Source organism: uncultured Granulicatella sp., from assembly GCF_963545075.1.
In the GTDB taxonomy this organism is placed as follows: domain Bacteria; phylum Bacillota; class Bacilli; order Lactobacillales; family Aerococcaceae; genus Granulicatella.
The window spans coordinates 1-24,647 of sequence record NZ_CAUUHX010000025.1 but is presented as its reverse complement, the minus strand read 5'-3'; the positions used below and the strand labels follow the sequence as shown (position 1 = coordinate 24,647).

General features: G+C 35.2%; 24 protein-coding genes, 1 pseudogene and 1 other annotated feature. Of the genes and pseudogenes, 6 read left to right on the top strand and 19 right to left on the bottom strand.

Features of this window, described 5'->3' with window-relative positions:
- Positions 1 to 85: 85 nt before the first annotated feature.
- From RWZ86_RS04890 to RWZ86_RS04845, 10 genes and pseudogenes are all read right to left on the bottom strand, one after another.
- Entirely contained in the window at positions 86 to 331 is a 246-nt protein-coding gene (locus RWZ86_RS04890) for a type B 50S ribosomal protein L31 (protein ID WP_006703870.1), read from the bottom strand.
- A 157-nt stretch (positions 332 to 488) separates the two neighbouring features.
- Entirely contained in the window at positions 489 to 1,508 is a 1,020-nt protein-coding gene (gene tsaD / locus RWZ86_RS04885; protein WP_314680425.1) for a tRNA (adenosine(37)-N6)-threonylcarbamoyltransferase complex transferase subunit TsaD, read from the bottom strand.
- Entirely contained in the window at positions 1,505 to 2,593 is a 1,089-nt protein-coding gene (gene rimI / locus RWZ86_RS04880) for a ribosomal protein S18-alanine N-acetyltransferase (protein WP_314680424.1), read from the bottom strand. The genes tsaD and rimI overlap by 4 nt, the downstream gene beginning before the upstream one ends.
- On the bottom strand, positions 2,577 to 3,308 hold the full coding sequence (gene tsaB / locus RWZ86_RS04875; RefSeq protein ID WP_314680423.1) for a tRNA (adenosine(37)-N6)-threonylcarbamoyltransferase complex dimerization subunit type 1 TsaB: 732 nt from the start codon (positions 3,306 to 3,308) through the stop codon (positions 2,577 to 2,579). Before tsaB ends, rimI begins: the two co-directional genes overlap by 17 nt.
- A 178-nt stretch (positions 3,309 to 3,486) precedes the next feature.
- Positions 3,487 to 4,935, bottom strand: coding sequence for a proline--tRNA ligase (gene proS, locus RWZ86_RS04870; protein WP_314680422.1), 1,449 nt, complete (start codon positions 4,933 to 4,935; stop codon positions 3,487 to 3,489).
- Between the two features lie 52 nt (positions 4,936 to 4,987).
- Positions 4,988 to 5,185, bottom strand: a binding site (T-box leader).
- Between the two features lie 82 nt (positions 5,186 to 5,267).
- Positions 5,268 to 6,674, bottom strand: coding sequence for a glycoside hydrolase family 32 protein (locus tag RWZ86_RS04865; RefSeq protein ID WP_314680421.1), 1,407 nt, complete (start codon positions 6,672 to 6,674; stop codon positions 5,268 to 5,270).
- A gap of 82 nt (positions 6,675 to 6,756) precedes the next feature.
- A pseudogene (locus RWZ86_RS04860) lies at positions 6,757 to 8,148 on the bottom strand (sucrose-specific PTS transporter subunit IIBC); the annotation flags it as partial.
- A 941-nt stretch (positions 8,149 to 9,089) separates the two neighbouring features.
- The gene (locus RWZ86_RS04855) at positions 9,090 to 9,803 is read right to left on the bottom strand and encodes a methionine ABC transporter permease (protein WP_020991446.1); all 714 of its coding nucleotides are present in this window, start codon (positions 9,801 to 9,803) and stop codon (positions 9,090 to 9,092) included.
- Positions 9,796 to 10,821 (bottom strand): methionine ABC transporter ATP-binding protein, encoded by a 1,026-nt coding sequence (locus RWZ86_RS04850; protein ID WP_314680420.1) that lies wholly within the window; start codon positions 10,819 to 10,821, stop codon positions 9,796 to 9,798. The genes RWZ86_RS04855 and RWZ86_RS04850 overlap by 8 nt, the downstream gene beginning before the upstream one ends.
- Positions 10,822 to 10,887: 66 nt before the next feature.
- On the bottom strand, positions 10,888 to 11,745 hold the full coding sequence (locus RWZ86_RS04845; RefSeq protein WP_314680419.1) for a MetQ/NlpA family ABC transporter substrate-binding protein: 858 nt from the start codon (positions 11,743 to 11,745) through the stop codon (positions 10,888 to 10,890).
- A 590-nt stretch (positions 11,746 to 12,335) separates the two neighbouring features.
- Here RWZ86_RS04845 and RWZ86_RS04840 point away from each other — a divergent pair.
- Both RWZ86_RS04840 and RWZ86_RS04835 read left to right on the top strand, forming a co-directional pair.
- Complete coding sequence (locus RWZ86_RS04840) at positions 12,336 to 12,596, top strand: type II toxin-antitoxin system Phd/YefM family antitoxin (protein ID WP_314680418.1); 261 nt, start codon at positions 12,336 to 12,338, stop codon at positions 12,594 to 12,596.
- On the top strand, positions 12,589 to 12,903 hold the full coding sequence (locus tag RWZ86_RS04835; RefSeq protein WP_314680417.1) for a type II toxin-antitoxin system RelE/ParE family toxin: 315 nt from the start codon (positions 12,589 to 12,591) through the stop codon (positions 12,901 to 12,903). Before RWZ86_RS04840 ends, RWZ86_RS04835 begins: the two co-directional genes overlap by 8 nt.
- 87 nt (positions 12,904 to 12,990) lie before the next feature.
- Here the strand turns inward: RWZ86_RS04835 and RWZ86_RS04830 are convergent, their stop codons facing one another.
- The 5 genes from RWZ86_RS04830 to secG all read right to left on the bottom strand — a co-directional run bounded on the left by RWZ86_RS04830 (position 12,991) and on the right by secG (position 18,263).
- Positions 12,991 to 13,890 (bottom strand): Rpn family recombination-promoting nuclease/putative transposase, encoded by a 900-nt coding sequence (locus RWZ86_RS04830; protein ID WP_314680416.1) that lies wholly within the window; start codon positions 13,888 to 13,890, stop codon positions 12,991 to 12,993.
- A gap of 523 nt (positions 13,891 to 14,413) precedes the next feature.
- Positions 14,414 to 14,878 (bottom strand): SsrA-binding protein SmpB, encoded by a 465-nt coding sequence (smpB, locus tag RWZ86_RS04825; RefSeq protein WP_006703881.1) that lies wholly within the window; start codon positions 14,876 to 14,878, stop codon positions 14,414 to 14,416.
- 11 nt (positions 14,879 to 14,889) lie between these two features.
- On the bottom strand, positions 14,890 to 17,217 hold the full coding sequence (rnr, locus tag RWZ86_RS04820; RefSeq protein ID WP_314680415.1) for a ribonuclease R: 2,328 nt from the start codon (positions 17,215 to 17,217) through the stop codon (positions 14,890 to 14,892).
- 3 nt (positions 17,218 to 17,220) lie between these two features.
- Positions 17,221 to 17,949, bottom strand: a complete 729-nt coding sequence (locus tag RWZ86_RS04815; protein ID WP_314680414.1) for an alpha/beta fold hydrolase — start codon at positions 17,947 to 17,949, stop codon at positions 17,221 to 17,223.
- Positions 17,950 to 18,029: 80 nt separating this feature from the next.
- Positions 18,030 to 18,263: a preprotein translocase subunit SecG gene (gene secG, locus RWZ86_RS04810; RefSeq protein WP_006703884.1), complete on the bottom strand. Its 234-nt coding sequence runs from the start codon at positions 18,261 to 18,263 to the stop codon at positions 18,030 to 18,032.
- Between the two features lie 166 nt (positions 18,264 to 18,429).
- Here secG and RWZ86_RS04805 point away from each other — a divergent pair, with 166 nt between their 5' ends.
- The 4 genes from RWZ86_RS04805 to RWZ86_RS04790 all read left to right on the top strand — a co-directional run bounded on the left by RWZ86_RS04805 (position 18,430) and on the right by RWZ86_RS04790 (position 20,782).
- A complete protein-coding gene (locus RWZ86_RS04805; RefSeq protein WP_314680413.1) occupies positions 18,430 to 19,197 on the top strand; it encodes a Cof-type HAD-IIB family hydrolase in 768 nt (255 codons plus the stop codon).
- A 9-nt stretch (positions 19,198 to 19,206) separates the two neighbouring features.
- A complete protein-coding gene (locus RWZ86_RS04800; RefSeq protein ID WP_314680412.1) occupies positions 19,207 to 19,689 on the top strand; it encodes a glutathione peroxidase in 483 nt (160 codons plus the stop codon).
- A gap of 1 nt (position 19,690) precedes the next feature.
- Positions 19,691 to 20,116 carry a pyridoxamine 5'-phosphate oxidase family protein gene (locus RWZ86_RS04795; protein WP_314680411.1) on the top strand — a complete coding sequence of 142 codons (426 nt, stop codon included), beginning with the start codon at positions 19,691 to 19,693 and terminating at the stop codon, positions 20,114 to 20,116.
- A 96-nt stretch (positions 20,117 to 20,212) separates the two neighbouring features.
- Positions 20,213 to 20,782 (top strand): TlpA disulfide reductase family protein, encoded by a 570-nt coding sequence (locus RWZ86_RS04790; protein WP_314680410.1) that lies wholly within the window; start codon positions 20,213 to 20,215, stop codon positions 20,780 to 20,782.
- 61 nt (positions 20,783 to 20,843) lie between these two features.
- On the opposite strand, the gene RWZ86_RS04785 is transcribed toward RWZ86_RS04790, so the two are convergent.
- From RWZ86_RS04785 to RWZ86_RS04770, 4 genes are all read right to left on the bottom strand, one after another.
- Entirely contained in the window at positions 20,844 to 22,157 is a 1,314-nt protein-coding gene (locus tag RWZ86_RS04785; RefSeq protein WP_314680409.1) for an LPXTG cell wall anchor domain-containing protein, read from the bottom strand.
- A gap of 97 nt (positions 22,158 to 22,254) precedes the next feature.
- Positions 22,255 to 22,485 carry a D-alanine--poly(phosphoribitol) ligase subunit DltC gene (gene dltC / locus RWZ86_RS04780; protein ID WP_314680408.1) on the bottom strand — a complete coding sequence of 77 codons (231 nt, stop codon included), beginning with the start codon at positions 22,483 to 22,485 and terminating at the stop codon, positions 22,255 to 22,257.
- 13 nt (positions 22,486 to 22,498) lie between these two features.
- Positions 22,499 to 23,668, bottom strand: coding sequence for an amidohydrolase (locus RWZ86_RS04775; RefSeq protein ID WP_314680407.1), 1,170 nt, complete (start codon positions 23,666 to 23,668; stop codon positions 22,499 to 22,501).
- A 90-nt stretch (positions 23,669 to 23,758) separates the two neighbouring features.
- Complete coding sequence (locus RWZ86_RS04770) at positions 23,759 to 24,619, bottom strand: MetQ/NlpA family ABC transporter substrate-binding protein (protein WP_314680406.1); 861 nt, start codon at positions 24,617 to 24,619, stop codon at positions 23,759 to 23,761.
- Positions 24,620 to 24,647 lie beyond the last annotated feature (28 nt).

Sequence of the window (24,647 nt, the reverse complement as noted above, 5' to 3'; positions counted from 1 at the left end):
CGCTGCTTAATTCCTTCACTAAAATTGTTTCATCAACCCTATTTGACAAAGAGCCGAAATCGAGAAAGGTTTGTTAACTGTCTTCTTATTTGAGACCGTATTTTTTGTTGAAACGATCCACACGTCCGTCTGCTTGTGTGAATTTTTGACGACCTGTATAGAATGGGTGAGAATCTGAAGTGATCTCAACACGTAATAATGGGTATTCGTTACCATCTTCCCATTGTACAGTTTCGTTTGATGATTTTGTTGAACCTGATAAGAATTTGAATCCAGTAGTTGTATCCATGAAAACAACTGGACGATATTCTGGGTGAATTCCTTGTTTCATTTTCTATTCCTCCTGCCCTGAATTATTGCCTAATCCAGAGTTATTTATTTTTATGCATAAAGCAACACAAGTATAATAGCATGCTTAGACCTAGATTGCAACTATTTTTATTAGGTGAAATGAATTTTCTTGGTGTAAATTTCCAACCCAACTTACCCTAATCTCCTAGTTCTAAACCAGGCATTGCATTCACATCCATCGATGCAAAATCTTGTTCTAACCATTTTGAATACGCAGCTGCACCAATCATCGCAGCATTATCGCCGCATAAATTCATTGGCGGAATGGAGAATGTTACAGTTGGATAATGACTTTGCATCATCTCTTGTAGTCCTGTTCTAAGTCCACGGTTTGCTGCGACTCCTCCTGCTAATACAAATTGCTTCACAGGATATTCTTGTAGTGCACGTTTACTTTTTTCTACTAATACTTCCACAACACTTGCTTGGAAACTTGCCGCTACATTTTCTGGCACAATTTCTTCGCCTTTTTGTTTCGCATTATGAATACGATTAATAACGGCTGACTTTAATCCACTAAAACTAAAATCATAATGGTCTTCATGAATCATCGCTCTTGGGAAATCATACACATCTTCTCCAATATGCGCTAATTCATCCATTTTCTTTCCACCTGGATAAGGTAAGTTTAAAATTCTTCCAATCTTATCATAGGCTTCTCCAGCTGCATCATCTCGCGTTTCCCCGATAATTTCAAACTGTCCGTCTTGTGGCATATAGACTAATTCTGTATGTCCACCACTCACAACTAATGCCATTAATGGAAATTGTAATGGCTCGATTAATTGGTTTGCGTAAATATGTCCTGCCATATGATTGACGGCAATTAATGGTTTATTCGCTGCTAGTGCTACCGCTTTTGCAGCTGAAATTCCGATGAGTAAAGCTCCGACTAATCCTGGTCCAATCGTTACTGCTACTGCATCGATTTCTTCCATTGTTTTGCCTGCTTGTACTAATGCTTCTTCGATTACTTGCGTAATTTGTTCGACATGATGACGACTTGCAATTTCTGGTACAACTCCTCCAAATCGCATATGACTTTTGATTTGAGAAGCGACAATATTCGATAATAACGTTCGGCCATTCACAACAACTGCTGCACTTGTTTCATCACAGCTACTTTCAATGGCTAAAATAACGACTTCTTTTTTCATTGTTCACATGCTCCTTTCTTGAGTTCTAACCGATAGAGTAAGGCATCTTCTAATGGATCTGTATAGTAATCACGTCTTCTGTGATAACACTCGAACCCTAAAATTTCATATAATTGCTGAGCACGATGATTAAATTCTCGTACTTCTAAAAATACAGTTGCGACTTCTTGCAACCCTAAATCATATAAAGCCATTTGCCATAAACGTTGGGCAAGTCCTTTTCCTTGGAAGCCTGTATGAATGACAATATTAGTAATCGTTGCTTCATCTAATACGACTTGCATCCCAACAAATCCAATTAAAGTATCCACATGATAAACACCATAATAAGCTCCATGTTCAGAAGCAATATCTTCATGGAAAGCTTTTGCACTCCAATGTCCTGGATGTTCATAATGTTGTTGCACTAATTGGTATAACTGTTCTGCTACATCATCCTCAACCGTTAATCGTTTAAACGAGAACTCTGACGAGGAGAATGATTCTGGTGTTTTAGGGGGTAATGGATAAGTCATCAGTACCGCATCCTCTACTTCATTTTTATAATATTTTTCTTTATATCCTGTTTGAATAAATCCAAACTTTTCATATAAACGAATCGCCTTTTTATTGGAGACTCTGACTTCTAGAGAAATGGAATCTTTTTCTAAAAATCGTGCATACTTTTCTAATTGTTTCATTAATAAAGTCGCACATCCTAAAAATCGTACATCCGAATAAACCGCAATATTCGTAATATGAAGATCTTCCGAAGTTACTCTTGCACCTACAAATGCCTGTATCGTTTCTTCTAATTCAATAACGATATAAATTGCTTTTGTATTATAGGTTAAATCTTCTCCAAAGGCATCTTTCATCCAAGGGGGATTTCCCATATACGCTTCCTCTTCTACTGCTGCAATAGCATCAACATCCTCTACAGTAGCTAATCGAATCGTTGCAATTTGTCCATTAGAAAGAGGAATTCGTTTTGGTTGTTGGGGTAATTGGTGCGAAATAAAGTCTCCTACAGGAATTGCTTGATCAACTAATCTTTCTAATTGTTGCCATAAAGATTGTGTCCAATCCTTACATACGCTCCACATAGTTGATCTCCTGTTCTTCTTGATGATTCGCTTTCCAATTTTCTTCTGCTTCTGCTAATTTTAAATATGTCGGAACAAATACATCTGCATCTTCTTCTAGTGAATCTTGTGCTAATTTACCAAAGAGTCCTGCATGAGCAATGGCATCACTTTCTTGAGTCAATATTGCTTTCTCTCCTAATTTTTCAATAATCAACTCTTTTTGTGCATCTGTCAATTGTCCTACAAAATAAAGAGGAGCTTCATAAGTCGATAACTCTTCTAACCAATCCCCCCAAGAAATATGACGTTCTGGGGCTACCAATTGTGGAAATAGTTGGTTCACTTGATAAAGACCCGTAAAAATATTTTCTCTACGAGCATCAAAAAATGGAACAACATAAGCTCCCTCAGGAACAACTTCTACAACATTTGCAACAATCGCTTGTAAACTTGAGACGGCTTTTAGCGGAATATGCAATGTCTTCGCAAGAGTTTTTGCAACGGTTACTCCAATTCTAAGTCCAGTATACGAACCTGGTCCTTTGGCAACAATCACACCTGTTAGTTCTTGCATACTGACTTGACTTTCTTGAAGTACTTCTTGAATTGCCGGCATTAGTTTGACGCTATGTTGTAACGTGTCTGGAACTGTTTGTTCAACAATTGTTCCCTCATCTTTGACAATGGCAACCGATAAAGTTTTATTTGAGGTATCAATAGCCAATACGGGCATAGAGCACTTCCTTTCTAGTTTTTTTATTTAAAAAGTGTGAAGGAGGGCAAATTGTGCTACTCTTTGCACTTTTACCCTCTTCCATCCTTTATTCAAATGTTATTTCTTTTTATATTGGAAAGATGGAATCGACGTGCGTTTCAGTTCGATTCAGAACATCTTTCTTCACACCTTATTACTAGTACGCTCTTGCGATCCATACTGTTTGTGTTGCTGGTTTGCCTGAAACGATACATGTTTCTTTCTTCACTGGTGGGTTGAATGGAATATTACGAGTCGTAAATCCAGTTTCTTCTTTGATTTTCGCTTCTGTTTCTTCTGTTCCATCCCAACCAACTAATACCCAACCAGGTACTTCGCCAGCTTCACGTTTTGCTTCAATATGAGCTTTTAATTCATCTAAAGTATCAATGTTTGTATATTCATTAGAAGCACGCATTGCACGAGCTGTTTCTAATAAACGTCCTTGCATTTTCTCTAATTCAGATTGAATCGTTTCTACTAACACATCAAAACCTACCGCAAATTTTTCATCTAAATCACGCATTTTTGTCATGACTTGATTATTTTCTAAGTCACGTGGTCCACATTCAATACGCATTGGAACTCCACGTAATTCCCATTCATTGAATTTGAATCCTGGTGAGTTATCTGTGTCATCAATTTTCACACGTAAGCCGGCTGCTTTTAATTGTTGTTGTAATTCTTCTAATTTTTCTAAGATAGCTGGATTTTTCTTCCATGGTCCAACTGGAATTAAAACTACTTGAGTTGGAGCTACTTTTGGAGGTAATACTAATCCTTGTTCGTCTCCGTGTGTCATAATTAATGAACCGATTAAACGAGTTGATACTCCCCATGAAGTTGTATGAGCGTGTACGTGTTCGTTTTCTTTTGTTAAATATTTAATGTCAAATGCTTCCGCAAATTTTGTTCCCATATAGTGAGAAGTTCCCGCTTGTACAGCTTTTCCATCTTTCATCATTGCTTCGATTGAGTAAGTATCTACCGCACCAGCAAAACGTTCTGATGGAGTTTTTTGTCCTTCATATACAGGAACTGCTAATACACCTTCTACTACTTCTTTATAAATATCTAACATTCTCATTGTACGACGACGTGCATCTTCTTCATCAGCGTGAGCAGTATGTCCTTCTTGCCATAAAAATTCAGACGTACGTAAGAATGGTAAAGTTTTCTTTTCCCAACGGAATACATTTGCCCATTGGTTTACTTCATATGGTAAATCACGGTATGAATTAATCCAGTTTGAGAATGCAGTCCCAATCATTGTTTCACTTGTTGGACGTAAGGCTAAACGTTCTTCTAATTTTTCACCTGCTGCTTCTGTTACCCATGGTAATTCGGGAGCAAATCCTTCAATATGATCTGCTTCTTTAGTGAAGAAGCTTTCTGGAATTAACATTGGGAAGTATGCATTACGAATTCCTTCTTCTTTAAAACAACGGTTAAATTCTTCTTGGATATGTTCCCAAATTTCATAACCATCTGGTTTGAAAATCATACATCCACGCACTGGTGAATAATCCATTAAATCAGCTTTTTGAATGGTTTGGATATACCATTTTGAGAAATCTTCTCTTTGTAAGTTTGTTTTTTCTGCCATATTAGCACTCCTTTTCTAAATATCGTGGAACAAAAAGAGCCATTCTCCCTATAAAAAGGACGAATGACTCGCGGTACCACCTTTAATTACATTTCATGTTAAATGTCTCTTAGAACGTGATAACGGTACGTGAACCGGATTATTTTCATAATCAATATGCTGGTAGGTTCAATTCTAAAAGCGGGGGTTCTCTCTCAGCCATGAAGAACTTTCTGTACCCATTTCAGAACTTACTATTCCATGCATTATACTACCGAAAAAACGACTAGAAAGCAAGTGTTATGTGTACTTACTCTTGGATAAAAATGTAAGATACCCTAACGTAAGTGTCCTTACTCTAAGATAAATCCACTTTCTTTCACACTATACACTTCAATCGCCATTTCTTGCTCAACAGTTTGCTGAACCACAAAGTCTAAAGCATCTTCTTCCGTGAAGAATCGAAGCGTAAATACTTCTTCTCCTTCATTAACAAATAATTCTAAACTTGAATAGTCCATCCATGCGTTTAGATGCTGCAGAGGAGATTGTAACGTTCTTTCTCTTGTTTCTTTTTCTCCTGTTTCCCAATCGGTACGACTGAGGGATAATACTTGTGTTTCTGCATCATATTGAATGAAAATTTCATTGCGTAACTGAATCGCTAATTTATCCTGAACTGCTTCTTTCCAATTCACTGTCCACACTTGTGCAGGTGAAGACAATACAGATTCAAATCGAGTTGCATTCCATTGGATTTTTTGAATATCTGTTGTTAAATTCCATAATTCACGTGCAGGTTTTTGAAGATATTTTCCATTCCGAACCGATACTTCACGCGGAATTGTTAAAGCATGAATCCAGTCCTCTTGAATCGTTGGGATAAGTCCTTCTTTTCCTTCTGGAATTCCCATCCAACCATATTGAAGAATGCGTTCGTCTTCTGCTTGGAAACTTTGCGGAGCATAATAGTCAAATCCTGCATCTACTTCCGTTAAATTGTCTGCATCTACAACGAATTTACCATCGATTGTAAACTGCCCTAATTGCACTACAGTTTGATATAAATTATTGAATCGTTCTCCTTGAGCTTCAATTCCTTGTGGCGAATAAATAAAGACATCCTTTTCTTCAAATGGAATCACATCTGGACATTCCCACATATATCCGAAGTCTTTTTCTTCAACACTAATTGAACCATTCAATACCCAGTGAAGTAAATCTTCTGAACGATATACTAATGTATCTCCTTTTAAATCTTCCGTTTGAGCTCCTACAACCATCCAATAATGATCGACACGTGCATCATACCAAACTTTTGGATCACGGACATGTCTTGTATAACCTTTTGGATGTTCGAATAATGGTCCTTTCTTTTCAAAATGAATGCCATCTTCTGAGATTGCTAAACATTGATAACTAGAAGCATTTCCTTCTTCATCTTTTACATTTCCTGTATAAAATAACCATAATTGATTGTTATGAACATAGGCACTACCAGAATATACCCCACTTTTATCAAACCATTGATCTGGAGCTAATGCTAGTTCAACTCTTTTCCATTGAATCATATCGTCAGAAACAAGATGTCCCCAATGCTTATTCGCATGCTTTGTATCTGTTGGATTCCATTGGAAAAATACATGATATTGTCCTTTGAAATAAATTAATCCATTTGGATCATTCATTAATCCATACGGAGGAACAATATGATACACTAAGCCATATTTTCCAGTATTACTTTTTCTTACTAAACTCATCGATACTCCTCATCTACATAAAACTCGAAGCTATCATGTGACGCTTCGACTTTCTTTTTTACATTTATTTTTTCAACATATCGTCGCTATAACCGATTGTATATGTTAATCCAAAACTTACTGCAAAGGCTACTGCGATTGCTAGTACATATAATGGGAATTGGCTATTTAAGAATAATAACATCCCGGGTAATACTGTTACAGACATACCTGTTGCTTTTAATTGGAATAAAGCTGCTAAGAAACCTCCTGTAGCTCCTCCGATTAATCCCATTACAAATGGTTTACCAAAACGTAAGTTAACTCCGAAAATTGCTGGCTCTGTAATTCCTAATGCAGCAGAGAAAGCTGATGGTAATGCTAGAGCTTTTAATTTTGTATCTGTTGTTTTGAAGGCAACCGCTAATGTTGCTCCTACTTGTGCAGCCATCGCTGCTGAGATAATTGGGTTAAATGGATTTAATTCCACACCTGTAGCAATTTTTGAAGATTGTAATAATTGTGTTTCTAAGAAATTAAAGATGTGGTGAACACCTGTTACTACGATGACTTGTTGTAATCCACCAATAATAATTCCTGCTAAACCAAATGGTAATTGTAAAACAAATTCAGTTGCATTTAACACGACTGTTTCTACTGAATGGAAGAATGGTCCAATGATGAATAATCCAAGAACACTCATTACTAAGAATGTTAAGAATGGTGTTACTAATAAATCTAATGCATCTGGAACTTTTGTACGTAGCCATTTTTCTAATTTAGCACCAATCATCCCTACGAAGAATGCTGGTAATACTGTTCCTTGGTAACCTACTACTTTAATGAAACCAAAGAATGCAATTGGCTCTGCTCCACCAGCTGCTACTACATAAGCGTTTGGTAAGGCACTGTTTACTAACATTAATCCTAAAACAATTCCAAGTACTGGTGAACCGCCGAATACTTTAAATGTTGACCATGCTACTAATGCTGGTAAGAATGCAAAGGCTGTGTCTGTTAATACTTGTGTGTATAATAAGAAGTTTTTATCAATGACATCAGGTGTCATTCCGAATAATCCTAGGAAGATTGGGTTTGTTAATAATCCACGTAATCCCATGAATAATCCTGTTGCTACTAAAACTGGAATAATTGGAACGAATACGTCTCCGAATGTTCTACTCATTCTTTGAAATAAGTTTCCTTGTTTTTTTGCTTCTTCTTTCATTTGTGCTGTTGAAGTTTCTGCTACTCCTAAACGGGCAACAGCTTCATAGACTTTATTGACTGTTCCTGTTCCGAAGATAATTTGGTATTGACCTGAGTTAAAGAATGCTCCTTTTACTCCTTCTAATTGGTCAATGGCTTCTTTGTTGATTTTTGCTTCGTCAAGAACCATAATTCTTAATCGTGTTGCACAGTGTGCGACAGATTGAACATTTTCACGTCCTCCGATATTTTCAAGGACTTCTTTTGCAATTACATCATAATTCATGTTGAACTATCCTTTCTTTTTCAATTGGGAACCACATTGTGGAACCGGTTCGCATACATAAGATAAAGGAAAACCAAGCACTTGTCAACCACTTCTAACAATGTAAGTAATGTAAATTTCATGAAAAGGTTATTTTCATCTGCATCATTTATTTAAAAAATAAAATACAACCGACTTTTGGGGCTGTAGCAATGGACGCCAGTAGCTTCGCTTTGCGAATCTCTTGGCTAAAATTTGAGCCTATGGTCTCAAATTTCCCAGTAATAGAAACTGCTGCGACAGTTTCTATTACCAATGCTACTTGAAAAGTCGGTTGTATTTTCATTTTTTATGCGGATAAAAATTTTTGTATCGGCATTAACAAGAAAACGTAAAATCTCTACCCAAATCAATTAGGAAGTCTATTTCATATACGTACTCTAATAAATACCCGTCCACAAGAAAAAACTTCCCGTAGTAGCACTAGCAAGCGAAACCGAAGGTAGCTACTGCCGTCTCCTGCTACTACAAAAGGAAGTCTATTTCTATATCGTACTCTCAATAAATATCCGTTCCACAAAAAAAGACTTTGCATAGTAGCATTAGTCCAATAAGCCATGTTGGCTACTGGCGTCCTCTACTACTATCACGCAAAATCTATCTCTTATACGTACTCTAATAAACACCCGTCCATAAGAAAAGACTTTGCATAGTAGCATTTCTCATGAAACCGCAAGTTTGCTTGCGTCCTCCGCTACTATAAAGCAAAGTCTATATCATAAACGTACTCCAATAAATACCCGTCCACAAGAAAAGACTTCCCGTAGTAGCATTAGTCATATAAGCCAGAAATGGCTTATATGACAGGAAAATTTGAGACCTTAGGCTCAAATTTTAGGCATGAAACCGTAGGTTTGCTGCCGTCCCCTGCTACTACAACTGGGAAGTCTAATTCAAAATTTCTAACGTTTGTCGATCCTCTTCACCGCATAGTCTCCGACGAATTGAATCAAGAACACAAGAATTAAAATCGCAACCGTCGCCACGAAAATAATATCCTGCTTATTACGAGTAAAACCAATCATATATGCCAAGTTCCCTAATCCCCCAGCACCAATAACACCCGCAACAGCAGTAGAACCCACTAATGCAATCGTTGTTACCGTAATACCAGATACTAACGCAGGAAGCGACTCAGGAATTAACACCTTTGTAATAATCTGACGAGTCGTTGCACCCATCGATTCAGCAGCTTCCACTACCCCAGAAGGAATCTCATTTAACGAAATTGACACTAAACGAGCATAGAAAGGAGCCGCACTAATCACTAAAGTAGGAATCGCACCCTTAGGTCCTAAAATAGTTCCCATTAATGCTTTCGTAAAAGGCATTAATAAAGCAAGTAAAATAATAAATGGAACTGAACGGAAAATATTAATAATTCCAGAAAGGAATAAATTCACCCATTTATTTTCTAAACTTCTACCAGGACTTGTTAAATATAAAAATAAACCTAACGCTAAACCAATAATAAATACATAGAAAGTAGATAGAAAACTCATATAAACTGTCTCATTTGTCGCTTTAATCACTTCATTCCAATCTACATTTTTAAAACTAAGCATCTCATGGAATAATTCTGAAAAACTCGTTTGAGCTAAAAACACATTAAACATTCTCTAGTACCTCCACAATAATTTCTGCTTTTCTTAAGAAATCAATCACCTCTTCAGCTTTAGCAGATTCTTCTTCAATTAAAATAATCATACTACCAAGCACACCTTTTTGAGTCACATTGACATGCGCTTGTAAAATAGAAATAGACACATCTAGTTTACGAATTACTTCTGATAAAATTCCTTCTGCTGTAGTATCTCCTAAATATTGAATACGCACAGCTACTCCAGGACGAAGTGAAGTTGATAAATGTTCAAAAACATCATGTAAATCTTGTTCAGAACGTTCTTCTCCAACAAATTGCTTTGTAATCGTTTGTTGAGGATTTTTAAATACTTCTAAGACTTCTCCAGTTTCAACAACTTTACCTTGTTCCATTACAGCAACACGATGGCAAATTTGACGAACAACATGCATTTCATGCGTAATTAAAACAATCGTTAATCCTAAACGTTTATTAATTTCTACTAATAAATTCAAAATATCTTTTGTTGTTTTTGGGTCTAATGCACTTGTTGCTTCGTCACATAATAATACTTCTGGATCATTAGCTAAAGCACGTGCAATTCCTACTCTTTGTTTTTGTCCACCAGATAACTGAGATGGATAAGATTTTTCTCTTCCTGTTAATCCTACAATTTCAATTAATTCGGCTACTTTTTTCTGGCGAATATCTTTTGCAACTCCAGCAATTTCTAATGAAAAAGCAATATTTTCTTCCACTGTACGTGACCATAATAGATTGAAATGTTGGAAAATCATCGCAATTTTACGACGCTCTTGTAATAAATCTTTTTTCTTTAATGTGGTAATATCTTTATCATTCACAAAAATATGACCCGTTGTAACTGTTTCAAGACCATTTAATAAACGAATTAATGTACTTTTACCAGCTCCTGAAAAGCCGATAATTCCAAAAATTTCGCCTTTGTTAATATTTAAAGAAACATCTTTTACCGCTTCAACAGTACCTTGTTTGCCATGATAAATTTTAGAAACTTCTTGTATTTTAATCATCATTCTTCTCCTTATACTCTAAAAAAGGTGTGGCACATAGCTTATGCCACACCTTCTATTTTATCATTATTTTGCAGGAATTACAGACCCATCTGAATATTTATCAGAAATAAATTTACGGATTTCATCACTTTGTAATGCTTTGATTAAAGCTTTAACTTTGTCTGAATCTTTATCTTTTGGTTTAACTGCAATTAAGTTTGCATATGGTGAGCTTTCATCTTCTAAAGCGATTGAATCTTTTTTAGGAGATAATTTTGCATCGATAGCGAAGTTTGAGTTGATGATTACTGCATCACCTTCATTAGCTTCAAATGTTGATACTAATAATTCAGGAGCGATTTCATTTTTAATTTGAATGTTCTTTTTGTTTTCAACGATATCGCTTAATTGAGCGTCAACTGGTTTAACACCATCTTTTAATTTAATTAATCCTGCTTTAGTGAAGAATGCTAAGAAACGACCAACTTCAGCTGGGTTTGTTGAAGCATATACTGTTGCATTTTCTGGTAAATCTGCTAAAGATTTATATTTTTTAGAGTAGATAGCCATTGGTTCGATGTGAACATTCCCAACGCTTACTAAGTCTTCATTATGTTCTTTGTTGAATTTTTCTAAGTAAGGTGTATGTTGGAAGTAGTTTGCATCTGCATCTCCTCCGAATACGATTTGGTTAGGTGTTACATAGTCATTTACGATATTGATTTGTAAATCATATCCATCTTTTTTAAGAATTGATTTAGCTGCTTCTAAAATTTCACCGTGTGGTGCTGGTGAAGCTACTACTGTAATCTTTTTATCTTCTACTTTTGGAGCTGCTGTTGTTGCAGCATCTTTTGATTGAGATGCTCCGTTTCCACATGCTACTAATGTTGTTGCTACTAATCCTAATGCTGCTGTTTTAATTAATTTTGAAATGTTCATAAATAAATTCCCCTTTTCTTTTTACATTGATAAATGATGATTAACGGGCGCGCTTTCCGTCAATCGTCGAATCAGATAATTGATGTTATAAGTATTTGAGCCATAAAAAAACTCCACCTAAGTTTCTAACTAGAGGCGAAGGATCGCGTTACCACTCTATTTCTAACAAACTTCACAGCTTGTTACTCTATAAGTACATGTTTATACTCTAGTACGGTATCGGGCACCATTCGCAGAAGCTTTATCACTCCTGTTGCTCCCAGACCATTTTCAATAAAGTTCCTGCATCCTTTTTCACCAACCGGACTCTCTTTTTACGTTCGCTTTTATTTACTTATCTGTTCATTGCATCAGTTATTTATCTGTTGTAGATAATATAATATATACGTAAGTTATTGTCAATAACTTTAAATGAATATTCGGTATAGTTTTTAACTATTATATTCCATAGTTTTTCTGCATGGTAGAAAGTGATAAGCAATTGTATCAAATATTAAAGAAATAATTATTAAGAATTCATTTATGTATTGTTTTTTAAAGTCGTTGTGATAAAATTAGGATAAAATAAAGATAGTAAAGAAGGTTTATTAATGATAAATATCCGTCCAGTTTCAGATTTACGAAATAAATTTCCAGAAATTGAAGAAACCGTAAATCAATCAAACTCCCCAGTATTTTTAACAAAAAATGGTCATGGTGCAATGGTTCTAATGAGTATAGAACACTATTCATTACTTACTGATTCAATCGAGAGAGAATTAGATTATGCTGATAAAATTGCGGAAGAAAATGATATACGCTATTCACATGACGAAGTGTTCAACAGAGTAAGAGGAAGAATTCATGAATAAGGAATCTTTTCATTTAACTTATTTATGCACATTTGAAGAAGATTTAAATCAAATAGTAGATTATATTTCTTATACTCTAAAAAATCCAAATGCAGCTAAACGATTAGTAAATGATATTGAAAGAGCCATAATAACTAGATTAAAATCGCCTGTGTCATTTGCTCCCTATCGTTCTTTAAAAAAAAGAAAATATACCTATTATAGAATAAACGTACATAATTTTTCGATTTTTTATGTAGTTAATCAAAATAAGATGGAGATTCGTAGAATTTTATATAACAAACGCAACTTAGATAAGTTTTTATAAAAATAATTCTACATCCTAAACGAATTCCCCATTTTTTTCTAAAAACGGAGAGAGACTTCTTGCCAAAACAAAAAGTCTCTCTCGTTTTTATAAGTACCTATTTAATTCTTTTTCAGAAATATTTAGTTGCTTTGCTCCTATTTCTTTCGATAGGATTCCATTTTTAATTAAATCTACAACAATTTCAATCCTACCTTGCTGTAATCCTTGCTGTAATCCTTGTCTTAAAGCTTCTTCCTTTTGATATTCTACAGTCGCCAAATGCCCATAATATGCTTGAAGGTATCTTGTTCTTTCATCTAACATGGCTTTCTCCTCCTTTGTCCATCCGACTGGGTTAATGATTTGATCTGCTTGTTTCAGTATTGTCTCAGGATTTTGTGTATAAGGTTTATTTCCAAAAAACTCAATCCATCGAACTTTACGATAATGTTGTAAATCCGTATTATGATATTTTTCCAATTCTAAAAATACCATTCGTACAAGATTTCTCTTTTCGTCAATCCCTTTAAATTGTACTTTTAATTCTTCACTCGTAGTATCGTCTCTTAAACTAAACGAATGAATCATTCTTTCATCATCGAAAAATCTTTTTTGTGTAATGGCAATTGTATACACTGGAAGCATTTCTTCTGCTAATCTATGCGTTTGTATACCATCTTTTTTATACACATCTAAATTCTTAGAGACTTGTTCACATAGATATAACCATAAACGCTTGATAAAGTCAATTTGAAATGCTACTTGAATTTCAATAATGACTTGAGTTCCATCTTGTAAAGCAGCTAAGACATCAATACTCGTCATATAAGTCAAAAAGTCTTCAAATTGTTGTTCATGTATTTGTGTACCATCTAGTATAGTAACTGTTTGTACAGGCAAATCAAGAATATCTCGTATGAACTGTGCTGTTATTTCTGTATTACTAAAAACTTTCTTTGCCATCAAATCCATCATTGGCCTTGCATCTTTAATCCGCTCTTCCATCTTTTTACACCCTTTCTATTTTCATGAAGAAAAATCGAACTTTACTTAATTTTCTCTTCACTATATAGATACGATAAAAAGTTTAAAAAATATTTTTTTAAGCGGATTTTTATAAAAAAATCTAACCTGTAGTATACATATAAACGAAAGTCACCATCCTACACGTACCCTAATACCTCTACGGAAAAGCGAAGAAAGACTTCCTCATAGTAGCATGCGTGAAAGCAGCAGATTTTCGGCTACTTTCACAAGGAAAAATCAAGACCTAGGCTTGTTTTTTAGCAACAAAACCCAAAGGATTTGCTTGCGTTCTTTGCTACTATTTTCAGGAAGTCTACATTTTAAACGTACCCTCATCCACTTACTTAAAAACGGAGAAAGACTTCCCATAGTAGCATGCGTGAAAGCAGCCGATAATTCGGCTACTTTCACAAGGAAAAATCAAGACCTAGGCTTGTTTTTTAGGCATGAGACCGAAGGTCTGCTGCCGTCCTATGCTACTATTTTGGAAGTCTTTCGTAGTCTAACGATAGTTTTTTAACTCTCTCTGTACATCTCGTTTTATATCTTTTTGTTTTAAAGCTTCACGCTTATCATAGTTTTTCTTACCTTTAGCAATTCCAATCAACAACTTGGCAACCCCATTTTTAATATAAACCTTCAATGGAACAACCGTATTTCCCGCCTGTCTTACCTCTTGCTCAAGCATTTGAATTTGCTTCTTATGCAACAACAACTTTCTCGTACGAAGCGGATCATGATTGAAAATATTCCCCTGCTCAAACGGACTAATGTGAACCCCAACTAAAAAGGCTTCCCCATTTTTAAAACTACAATAACCATCTTTCAAATTCATTCTAGCTTGACGAACCGATTTAATCTCCGTTCCCGTTAACACTAAACCCGCTTCAATCGTATCTAAAATCGTATAATCATGATTCGCCTTACGATTTTGCGCTAAAACTTTATTATCTGTTCCTTTTGGCATCCGAATTCTCCTTACGAATGTTTTTTTCTACGTTTTTGCTTTGCTTGCGCTTTAAAATGTTGCCTTCCTTTATCTTTAGAAGACTTCTTCGATTTTTTACTTCTGCTCTCTTTTTTTGCAGATTTCTTAGGCGCTTCTTTCCCTTTAGAAGGACGTTTGTTTTGAGTAATTAACTCTGCATTGTCTCCTGCTAAAATAAAATCAATTTCATGTGCTTCTACATCGACTTTGATTAATTTTACTTTCACACGATCCCCGATTCGATAAGTCACTCCTGTTCGCTCGCCAATTAAAACCATATGACTTTCAATAAAGTTAAAGTAATCTTGATTCATATGCGTAATATGCACTAAACCTTCTACGGTATTTGGCAATTCAACAAACATTCCAAACTTAGTAACGGAGCTAACAATTCCTTCAAACTCTTGCCCAATCTTATCTGCCATAAATTCAGCTTTTTTCATCGCATCTACTTCACGTTCTGCTTGAACCGCTAAACGTTCCATTTTACTCGATTGATCCGCAATTCTTTCTAATTTAGAAGCATTCAATTCCTCTTGTTGCTTCGATAAGAAACTTCCACTGCCTTCATATTGACGAATCATACGGTGGACAATTAAGTCTGGATAACGACGAATGGGTGACGTAAAGTGAGTATAATCTTCTGCTGCCAATCCATAATGCCCAGAAGGAGTAATATCATATTTAGCTTGCTTCATGGATCGTAGCATCATAGTCGATACCACTGCTTCATACGTTTCCCCTTTGACTTCATCTAAGGCTTTTTGCAGTTTTTTCGGACTAATGGTGTCGCTTGTTCCTTTAATATTAATGCCAAATGCTGTGACAAACTCTAAGAAACGTTGCATTTTTTCTTGTTGTGGTTGTTCATGGACACGGTAGATAAACGGAACATTTCTGCGTTGATAATGCATTGCCACTGTTTCATTGGCTGCTAACATAAACGATTCAATTAATCGTTCTGCAACTCCACGTTCACGAATTTGAATATCAATTGGTGCTCCTTGTTCATCCACAATAATTTTTGCTTCATGTGTTTCGAAGTCAATCGCTCCACGTTCTTTTCTTCGTCTTTCTAAAATATGATGTAATTCTCTCATATCTAGCAACATTTGCTGAATTTCTTCTGGAATTTCGACTTCTTTTTTCTCATACAATTCATTCACTAAACTGTATGTTAACCGCATGTCTGAACGAATGACACTTGGGAAAATCTCATATTGATAAATCGTTCCACTTCGGTCAATTTCCATACGACAAGACATCGTTAGTCGTTCTTCATGTGGATGTAATGAACAAATTCCATTTGATAATCGTTGTGGCAACATTGGAACGACACGGTCTATTAAGTACACACTTGTTCCACGTTCAAATGCTTCCCTATCGATGGCTGAGTTTTCTGTCACATAATACGATACATCCGCAATCGAAACCGTTAATTTAAACGTTCCATCTTCACGTTTTGTTAATGCCACGGCATCATCTAAGTCTTTGGCATCTGCTCCGTCAATCGTCACCGTTAATTGTTCACGTAAATCTTTACGCCCTTGTCGATCTTCATCTGTGATAACTTCAGGCACAAGATTAGCCTGGTCTATCACTTCTTGTGGAAATTCTGTTGGAATATGTAATTGTTGTAAAATCATTAAAATATCCATTCCAACGGCATCTTTATACCCAATTTCTTTGACAACAATTCCTTCTAATGAAGAACGATTTTTTTCATTCGTATATTTAGTTAATTCTACAATAACCACTGTTCCATCTACTGGATGTAATCCATTTGGACGAATTAAACAACGAGTGCCTGCTAATTTTTTATCTTTAACGACTACTTCACCACAATACCCTGTATCTTCAGCAGTTTCTGAACTAAAACGAGTATAAATTCCTACCACTTGAGTCGTATTTCGTTGAATAATTTGGACAATTTTCCCTGTCGCAGAGCGTTGACGATAGCTATCGGCTGGTTCTGTAATCACTAGTTCTACTTCATCTCCCTCCATTGCACTCATTGTATCTCCACGGGGAATGAAAATATCTGGTTCTCCTTCGACTACTGTGACAAATCCAAATCCTTTGTCATTCGCACGATACGTTCCTTTTAACGTTTGATTTAAAGGATTTAATCCAAATTTTCCATTTCGATTTAATTCTAAGACGCCCTCTTCTTCTAATGCGGCTAATTCTTTTACTAATATTTTAAAATCTTGAGATTGATTCATCCCAAAATGTTCACTAATTTCTTTTACATAAAAACTTTCTGGTGCATATTCCTCAAAAAAGGACACCAAAACGGTTCTCAATGATTCTCTCATTTCTTACCTCCATTCTTGTTGGTTTAAAAATTCTAATACAGATTCTTGAAATTCTGCTTTTTCTTTTCCGACTGTAATAACATGCCCTGATTTTTCAAACCAATGAAAATCAACGGCTGCATTCACTAATGCTTCTTTCATTTCAATTGATACTTCTGGGTCAACTAATCTGTCTAATTCCCCTTGCGCAATATAAAAAGGACCTGTCACTTGTTCTAGTTTTTCTGCAACTTTAGCGGAAAAATCATGTAAATCTAATAATTGTTGTTTTGCTTTTTTTCCTAATGTGAACATTTCATCTTCACACATCCCAGAATGAGTAGCAAAAGCTATAAAACTCTTCAACAAATCTGGTAATTGCGCATTTCTTTTTGAAACAGGAGAACAAAATGTTCCCGCAATTTCTACTAATTGATCAGTTGCTAGTGCTGCTGCCATAATACCACCCATCGATAATCCTAGTGCAGCAATCGTTGAATACCCTTGACTTCTTACAAATTGTACCGCTTGTTTTGCATCTTCATACCATTTTTCTGGTGTTTCTTTTAAAATTTCACACGCATTTGAATGTTCATGTCCACTAAATGCTGGTACATAAACTGCATAATCATGACGATGTAAAAAGGAAGCTAACATTCTCAGATCCGTTGGTTTCCCAGTATATGCATGAAATAATATAACCGCCCGCTTATTTGTTATTTCTTCTAACCAAATTGCTTCCAAATTGTCCACTCCTACCTTTAATGAATATTTTTATAATAGAAAAACACAATGTCTTAGAGATACTCCTTCAACATTGTGCTTAATCATTTTTATTTTGATGAGATGTACGCTAAGGCTACTGCTAAAATCATAAAGATTGCTCCTAATCCAACAGTCACTCGAATTAAGAATGCTTCAAATCCACGTGCTTTTGTTTTCCCGAATAATTGCTCAGCACCGCCTGATAATGAATTTGCTGCATTTGTTTTCGATGGTTGCATAGCTACAATAATAATTAGTAACACACTAATAATAATCATCAATGTTAAAATTGTTTGATACAAAGGATCTTCCTCCTCTATTAATATTCTTTCCAATTCTACCATAAATATCGTGTAATTACTACCAATTGCCCTTAATTTCTTTAATTGGAGATGATTTTTTAAGCATCCAACACCTATTCCATCCACTTTCGTGATATAATGAACGTAATATGAAAAGGAGGTTTTTATGAAAGGTTTAGTATTTTTTGACTTGGATGGAACACTCTTAAATAAAAAAGGACAAGTCGACCTTGAAGTCATAGAAGCTATTCAACAATTAAAGGAAAATGGGTATGAACCACTTCTAGCAACAGGAAGATCTCCTATCGAAGTTTCGGAAGTCATTCAGTCTACAAATATTCATTCTGGAATTTTTATGAATGGACAAGTCGTCATTTTCAAAGGTAAAACATTAATTCATCATGAAATTCCAACAGAAACGATTGAAAAACTACTCCAATTTGCGAAAGAAAATGGACATGGAATGACATGTTATAATGTTGATGCCTTTAAAATCATTGAATCTGTCCCATTTGCACAAGAAGCCTATGGATATATTCATACACCGACACCAGATGTTGTTCCAGAATTTTATAAAGAACAAGTCGTGAATATGTTGCTATTACTTTCAAGAGACAATAATGATGAAGCTTATCAACAAACTTTTCCAGAATTAAGATTTATCCGGAATTTTCCTTATGCATTGGATGTCATTACCGCTGGGAATTCTAAAGCAACAGGCATTCGAGCATTAATACGTACCTTAAATAATAAGTCGATCACTACCTATGCCTTTGGAGATGGTGCTAATGATTTAGAAATGTTCCAAGAAGTTGATTTTTCAATTGCCATGGGAAATGCGATTCCATTATTAAAAGAAAAAGCAGACTATGTTAGTTCAGCCAATGATAAAGGTGGTGTTATTCAAGGATTAAAACATTATCAATTAATATAGGAGGAAATCATGTCACTTTATGAAATTGAAGTTCCTACTCTAGATGGATCAAGTACATTAGAATCCTATAAAGGGCAAGTATTACTCATTGTTAATACCGCTAGCGGATGTGGATTAGCTCCACAGTTTGCTCAATTACAAAGCTTATACGAAACATACCACGAACAAGGATTTAGCGTATTAGGATTCCCCTGTAATCAGTTTTGGAACCAAGAACCATTAAGCGCTGAGGCGGCTGCTTCAAGTTGCCAATTCAATTATCAAGTCACTTTCCCTATGTTTGGTAAAGTACTTGTTAACGGGCCAGAAACTCATCCATTATTTCAATTCTTAAAAGAAGAAACAAAAGGACTATTCGGCAGTTCGATTAAATGGAATTTTACAAAATTCCTTGTAGATACATCCGGAGAAGTCATCGCAAGATTTGCACCAACTACTTCTCCACTATCCATTGAAAAACAAATAAAACAATTATTAAATAAGGAGTGTTAATATGAATACAGAAGAAATTTTAAGCATTTTAGAGGACTTGGAAGTAGCCATTTTTGCTACCGTGGATAAAGATGGAAAACCTCATTCTCGTCCAATTCACATCGGCGTTGCCAATGAACATGGAGTGTTCTTTATGACGAGTCCGCAAACTCATTTCTATAAACAATTACAAGAAAATCCAAATGTGGCGATTGCTGCCTTTTCACACGATGACTACTTAATTCAAGTGATTCGTATCGAAGGAAAAGTACGTGAAATTGGTAAAGAAGGATTAGAAGAATTATTAGCAGGAAATCCATTTGTTAAAAATGTATATCCAGATGATGTGCAACGTGCTGGTGTACAAGTATTCCAATTATATGAAGGAAAAGGCTTCTACCACAGCTTAACTCAAGGACATAAATATACTTTCAGTATTCAAGGGTAATAACTAACTAGAAAAGGAATCCTCGTATGAGGGTTTCTTTTTTTCTTCTTTACAATGTGATACAATGAACGTATCGTTTTAAAGGAGAGATATTTTATGAAAAACTATAAAAAATTCCTAACTCATTCTATTTTATTCGGAAGTCTTTTTATTCTAGCTGCCGGATGTCAAACAGCATCATCAACAAACAATACAACAACAAGTAGTGCAACAACTACAACAACAGTTAAAGAAAAATCTACTTCTGATTTAATTGGACAAGATTTGCCAAACTTCACATTTGAAACAGCAGATGCTCAACAAAAAACTCCTGCGGATTTTAAAGGAAAGAAAACGGTCTATGTTGCTTGGGCAAGCTGGTGTCCGGATTGTCAACAAGAATTACCAATTCTAAATGAATTAAGAAAAGACTATCAAGATACTATTGAATTCGTTCCAGTAAACCTACTTGTTAAAGGAGAAACACCTGAAAAAGCACAAGCCTTCTTAAAAGAAAAAGGAATAGAATTCAACTATTACTCAGACAAAGAAAAAAGCTTCCAAAAAGCTTTAGAAATTCATTCCATTCCAACCATGATTTTTGTGGATCAAGAAGGAAAAATCAAAAATGTTATCGATGAAGTAAAAGATAAAGCAACAATTGAAGAAGTATTAAAATCATTTTAGAAACGCAAAAAGGATGATGGGCAATGCCTATCATCCTTTTGTCTTTTTAAGAATTCAATTTTTATTTGTCTTCTTTTTTACCTTTTGGAGCTACTAATCCTAGACCTGCTAAGATTGATAATACAGCTGGAGTAAATACTGCAAACTCCGCTGAACCTGTATTTGGTAATTCTTGTTTTGCACTCTCTTGAGCTTTTGGAGCTTCAGCAACTGCAGGTACTTCTGCAGGTGTTTCATTTGTAGCTGTTTGAGCTGGATTTGCTGAAGTTCTTGGATTAATTCCTGCTGGTGTATTAGCAGTTGGAGCTTCTTGATTTTGTGCTGATTGTGTTGATGAAGCTTGCGTTTGTGTACCTGTTGCTGTTTCTAATGTAGACAAGTCAAATTCTGGAACTTCATTAACAGGAGCTTCTTTTCCATTTGAAGATTCAACTTTATCTGATTTAGGTTGTTCAGCTGGTTTATTTGCTTCTTCTTTATCTTCTTCTGCTGCTTTCTTATTTAATTCATCGATTAATGCTTCAGCTTGTTTTGCAGTTAATCCTTTTTTGAAGCCTTCTACAATTTGTTTTCTTGTTTCATCTGATGCTGCTTTTAATGCTGCAATTGTATCTGCTTTTGCTTTTGCTTCTTCTGGACTATTAGTTTCTGCTTTTGCTAATTCTTTGACAGCCTCTTCTAATGCTTTATCATAATTTGCTAAGAACTCGTCTTGTGCTGCTTTTTCTTTTGCTGCCACTTCTTTATCTTCTTCTGCTGCTTTTTCATTTGCTTTATCAATTAATGTTTCAGCTTGTTTTGCAGTTAATCCTTTTTCGAAGCCATCTACGATTTGTTTTCTTGTTGCGTCTGATGCTGCTTTTAATGCTGCAATTGTGTCAGCTTTTGCTTTTGCTTCTTCTGGACTATTAGTTTCAGCTTTTTCTAATTCTTTAACAGCCTCTTCTAATGCTTTATCATAATTTGCTAAGAACTCGTCTTGTGCTGCTTTTGCTTCAGCTTCTGCTTTTGCTTCTTCAGCAGCTTTCTTATTTGCATCATCAATTGCTTTTTCAGCTTCTTCTACAGTTAAACCATTTTTGAAACCATCCTCAATTTCTTTTTTCTGTTTAGCTGCTTCTTCTTTTAAATTTGTAATGGCAGCTTCAACTTTTTTTGCTAATTCTGGATCATTTTGAGTATCTGCTTTTTTTAATTCTGCGATTGCATCTTCTAAAGCTTTATCAAAATTTGCTAAAACTTCATCTTGTTTTTGTTTTTCTTCAGCACTTGTTTTTGTAGTTGCTGCATACACGCTAGGTGATAATTGAGTTAGTACTGCTGTTGATAATAATGTAGCTGTTGCTAAACCTGTAATAAGGAATTTGTTTTTCATTTAAAAACCTCCAAAATTTAAATTTTATCATTATTCTATAGAGATTACAACTTTCTAGCTATAGACTAAATCTTATTCATTTATATTAATTTTTAAATTACTTAGCTTTTGACTTCACATACTCAATAATCTTATTTGGCGTATCAATCTCTTCATAAGTCACTTCAGTAGGAGCAACTTCAAGTCCAAATTCTTCTAATCGAACCAACAACTCTACAAACGCTAATGAATCCATAAGCCCTTCTTCTTTTAAATTAATGTCCTTATCTTCATAAACAACTTCATCTTCGCAAATTTCTTCTAAAATGCTTAAAATTCTCTCTTCCATATTGTTCTCCGTTCTAATTTTCTAATCGATTTAAAATATAGCTTACTTCTAGTTCTACTCCAATCGGCAATACTGCTTCATCAATATCAAATTTTTCATGATGATGTCCATACGCTGTTTCTTCTCCCGATTGACTTCCTAATAATCCATAAACTCCTGGCTTATCGACTAAGTAATCTGCAAAATCATCTGCTCCCATTGATAATTCATATTTAGTAATTATATGATCGATAGAATCTACTGACTGAGCAACTGTTTGGAATCTCTCTGCTAATTCAGGTGTATTAATGACTGGAGCAGCTGCATCATACCACTCTAACTCTGCCTCACAACGGTGAGTTGCTGCAATTCCTTGAGCAATACGTGTTACTGCTTCTTTTAAATGAGCTCTTGTTGTATGACTAAATGCACGAATCGTTCCTTCTAATAAAGCATCATTTGCTACGATATTATAGCGAGTTCCAGCTTGTAGTTTTCCAACCCCTACAACTGCACGATCACCTGGTTCTACTTCACGGCTTACAATTGTTTGCAAGGCTACAACAATTTCACTTGCTGTCACTAATGCATCATGAGCTAAGTGAGGACGACCTACGTGCGCACTTTTTCCGGTTACTTTAATTTTGAAAATATCGCACGAAGCATTCACTGGTCCACCTTGAACTGCAAAAGTACCTACTGGTAATCCTGAATTTACATGGATGGCAAAACTTTCATCAATATGATCAATTTTTCCTGAAGCTACAAATTGTTTAGCACCTGCTCCAATTTCTTCAGCTGGTTGGAAGGCAATGTACACTGTTCCAGCGAATGTATCTTTTAATTCATTTAATACTTTAGCAGCCCCTAATCCCATTGCTGTGTGAGCATCATGCCCGCAAGCGTGGTTTAAGCCTTCATTTTTAGAAGAATAAGGTTTATTCGTACAATCTGGCAGTTCTAAGGCATCAATATCTGCACGAAGAAGAATGGTTTTTCCTTCGCCTTTTCCTCCTTTAATAATCGCTAATGTTCCAGTGTCCGCAATTTTTTCAAACGGAATTTTTAATGTTGTTAATTCCTCTTGAATTTTTTCAGCTGTTTTATATTCTTTCAAGCTTGATTCTGGATTTTCATGAAAATATCTTCTTAATGTTACTAACTCTTCTGTTAAAGCTTGTGCTTTCTCTTTAATTTGGCTCATTAAATTTCCTTCTTTCTATTGTAATAAAGAGGCATGACTAGCATGCCTCTTTGGAGATGAATGATGATTAAAATGATTAATTCTTATGAATTATTTTAAAGAAGCTTTTTCCCAAACTGGTACGTTTGCACCTTTTGAAACTTCTTCAATTTTCTTAGCTGTTTCTGGTGATTGGTAGTATTTAACGATTGTTTTGTAAACTTCGTTATTTTCGTTACCTTCTTTTGCAGCAATAACATTGTAGTATGGTTGAGAAGAATCTGTGATTTCTTCGATAAAGATTGAATCTTTTGTTGGTTGGAATCCTGCTTCAACTGCGAAACCATTGTTGATTAATGAAGCTGCTACATCGTCTAAAGCACGAGCTGTTTGTCCAGCTGGTAATTCTTTAATTTCAATTTTCTTAGGATTTTCTACGATGTCATCTTTAGTCGCTAATGTGTTGTTTACATCTTTTAATTTAATTACGCCAGCTGCGTGTAGTAAGCGTAATGCACGAGAGTTGTTAGAAGTATCTTCTGGGATTGCGATAGTATCGCCTTCTTTTAACTCGCTAACGTTTTTAATTTTTTTAGAGTACACACCCATTGGAGCAATTACTGTATATCCAATTGGTTTGATGTGAGTGTTTTGTTCTTTGTTAAAACGTTCTAAGTAAATAATTGTTTGGAATGAGTTTAAGTCAACATCACCATTTTCTAAAGCTTGGTTTGGTTGAACATAGTCAGTAAATTCTACTAATTCAACATTGATGTTTTCTTTTTCTTTTAAGCGTTTAATAACGTCATCCCATACATCATGGTTCCCTGCGTTAACCCCTACTTTAACTGTTTTTGCTTCTTTTTTAGCATCTGCTGCTTGGTTTGAGTTTGAAGAAGTTTGAGCTCCTTGTCCACATGCTGCTAATGTTAATCCTGCTAATGCTGTTACAAATAATTTTTTAATGTTCATCTATAAATTCCTCTTTTCTTTGTGTTTA

Coding starts and splice junctions, on each gene's coding strand:
- rimI (WP_314680424.1), bottom strand. CDS start 2,593: ATGTGGAGCGTATGTAAGGATTGGACACAATCTTTATGGCAACAATTA.
- RWZ86_RS04795 (WP_314680411.1), top strand. CDS start 19,691: ATGAATACAGAAGAAATTTTAAGCATTTTAGAGGACTTGGAAGTAGCC.
- RWZ86_RS04790 (WP_314680410.1), top strand. CDS start 20,213: ATGAAAAACTATAAAAAATTCCTAACTCATTCTATTTTATTCGGAAGT.
- RWZ86_RS04785 (WP_314680409.1), bottom strand. CDS start 22,157: ATGAAAAACAAATTCCTTATTACAGGTTTAGCAACAGCTACATTATTA.
- RWZ86_RS04770 (WP_314680406.1), bottom strand. CDS start 24,619: ATGAACATTAAAAAATTATTTGTAACAGCATTAGCAGGATTAACATTA.
- RWZ86_RS04830 (WP_314680416.1), bottom strand. CDS start 13,890: ATGGAAGAGCGGATTAAAGATGCAAGGCCAATGATGGATTTGATGGCA.
- RWZ86_RS04855 (WP_020991446.1), bottom strand. CDS start 9,803: ATGTTTAATGTGTTTTTAGCTCAAACGAGTTTTTCAGAATTATTCCAT.
- dltC (WP_314680408.1), bottom strand. CDS start 22,485: ATGGAAGAGAGAATTTTAAGCATTTTAGAAGAAATTTGCGAAGATGAA.
- RWZ86_RS04805 (WP_314680413.1), top strand. CDS start 18,430: ATGAAAGGTTTAGTATTTTTTGACTTGGATGGAACACTCTTAAATAAA.
- RWZ86_RS04845 (WP_314680419.1), bottom strand. CDS start 11,745: ATGAACATTTCAAAATTAATTAAAACAGCAGCATTAGGATTAGTAGCA.
- tsaB (WP_314680423.1), bottom strand. CDS start 3,308: ATGCCCGTATTGGCTATTGATACCTCAAATAAAACTTTATCGGTTGCC.
- RWZ86_RS04800 (WP_314680412.1), top strand. CDS start 19,207: ATGTCACTTTATGAAATTGAAGTTCCTACTCTAGATGGATCAAGTACA.
- RWZ86_RS04835 (WP_314680417.1), top strand. CDS start 12,589: ATGAATAAGGAATCTTTTCATTTAACTTATTTATGCACATTTGAAGAA.
- smpB (WP_006703881.1), bottom strand. CDS start 14,878: ATGCCAAAAGGAACAGATAATAAAGTTTTAGCGCAAAATCGTAAGGCG.
- RWZ86_RS04890 (WP_006703870.1), bottom strand. CDS start 331: ATGAAACAAGGAATTCACCCAGAATATCGTCCAGTTGTTTTCATGGAT.
- tsaD (WP_314680425.1), bottom strand. CDS start 1,508: ATGAAAAAAGAAGTCGTTATTTTAGCCATTGAAAGTAGCTGTGATGAA.
- RWZ86_RS04865 (WP_314680421.1), bottom strand. CDS start 6,674: ATGAGTTTAGTAAGAAAAAGTAATACTGGAAAATATGGCTTAGTGTAT.
- rnr (WP_314680415.1), bottom strand. CDS start 17,217: ATGAGAGAATCATTGAGAACCGTTTTGGTGTCCTTTTTTGAGGAATAT.
- proS (WP_314680422.1), bottom strand. CDS start 4,935: ATGGCAGAAAAAACAAACTTACAAAGAGAAGATTTCTCAAAATGGTAT.
- RWZ86_RS04850 (WP_314680420.1), bottom strand. CDS start 10,821: ATGATTAAAATACAAGAAGTTTCTAAAATTTATCATGGCAAACAAGGT.
- RWZ86_RS04840 (WP_314680418.1), top strand. CDS start 12,336: ATGATAAATATCCGTCCAGTTTCAGATTTACGAAATAAATTTCCAGAA.
- RWZ86_RS04775 (WP_314680407.1), bottom strand. CDS start 23,668: ATGAGCCAAATTAAAGAGAAAGCACAAGCTTTAACAGAAGAGTTAGTA.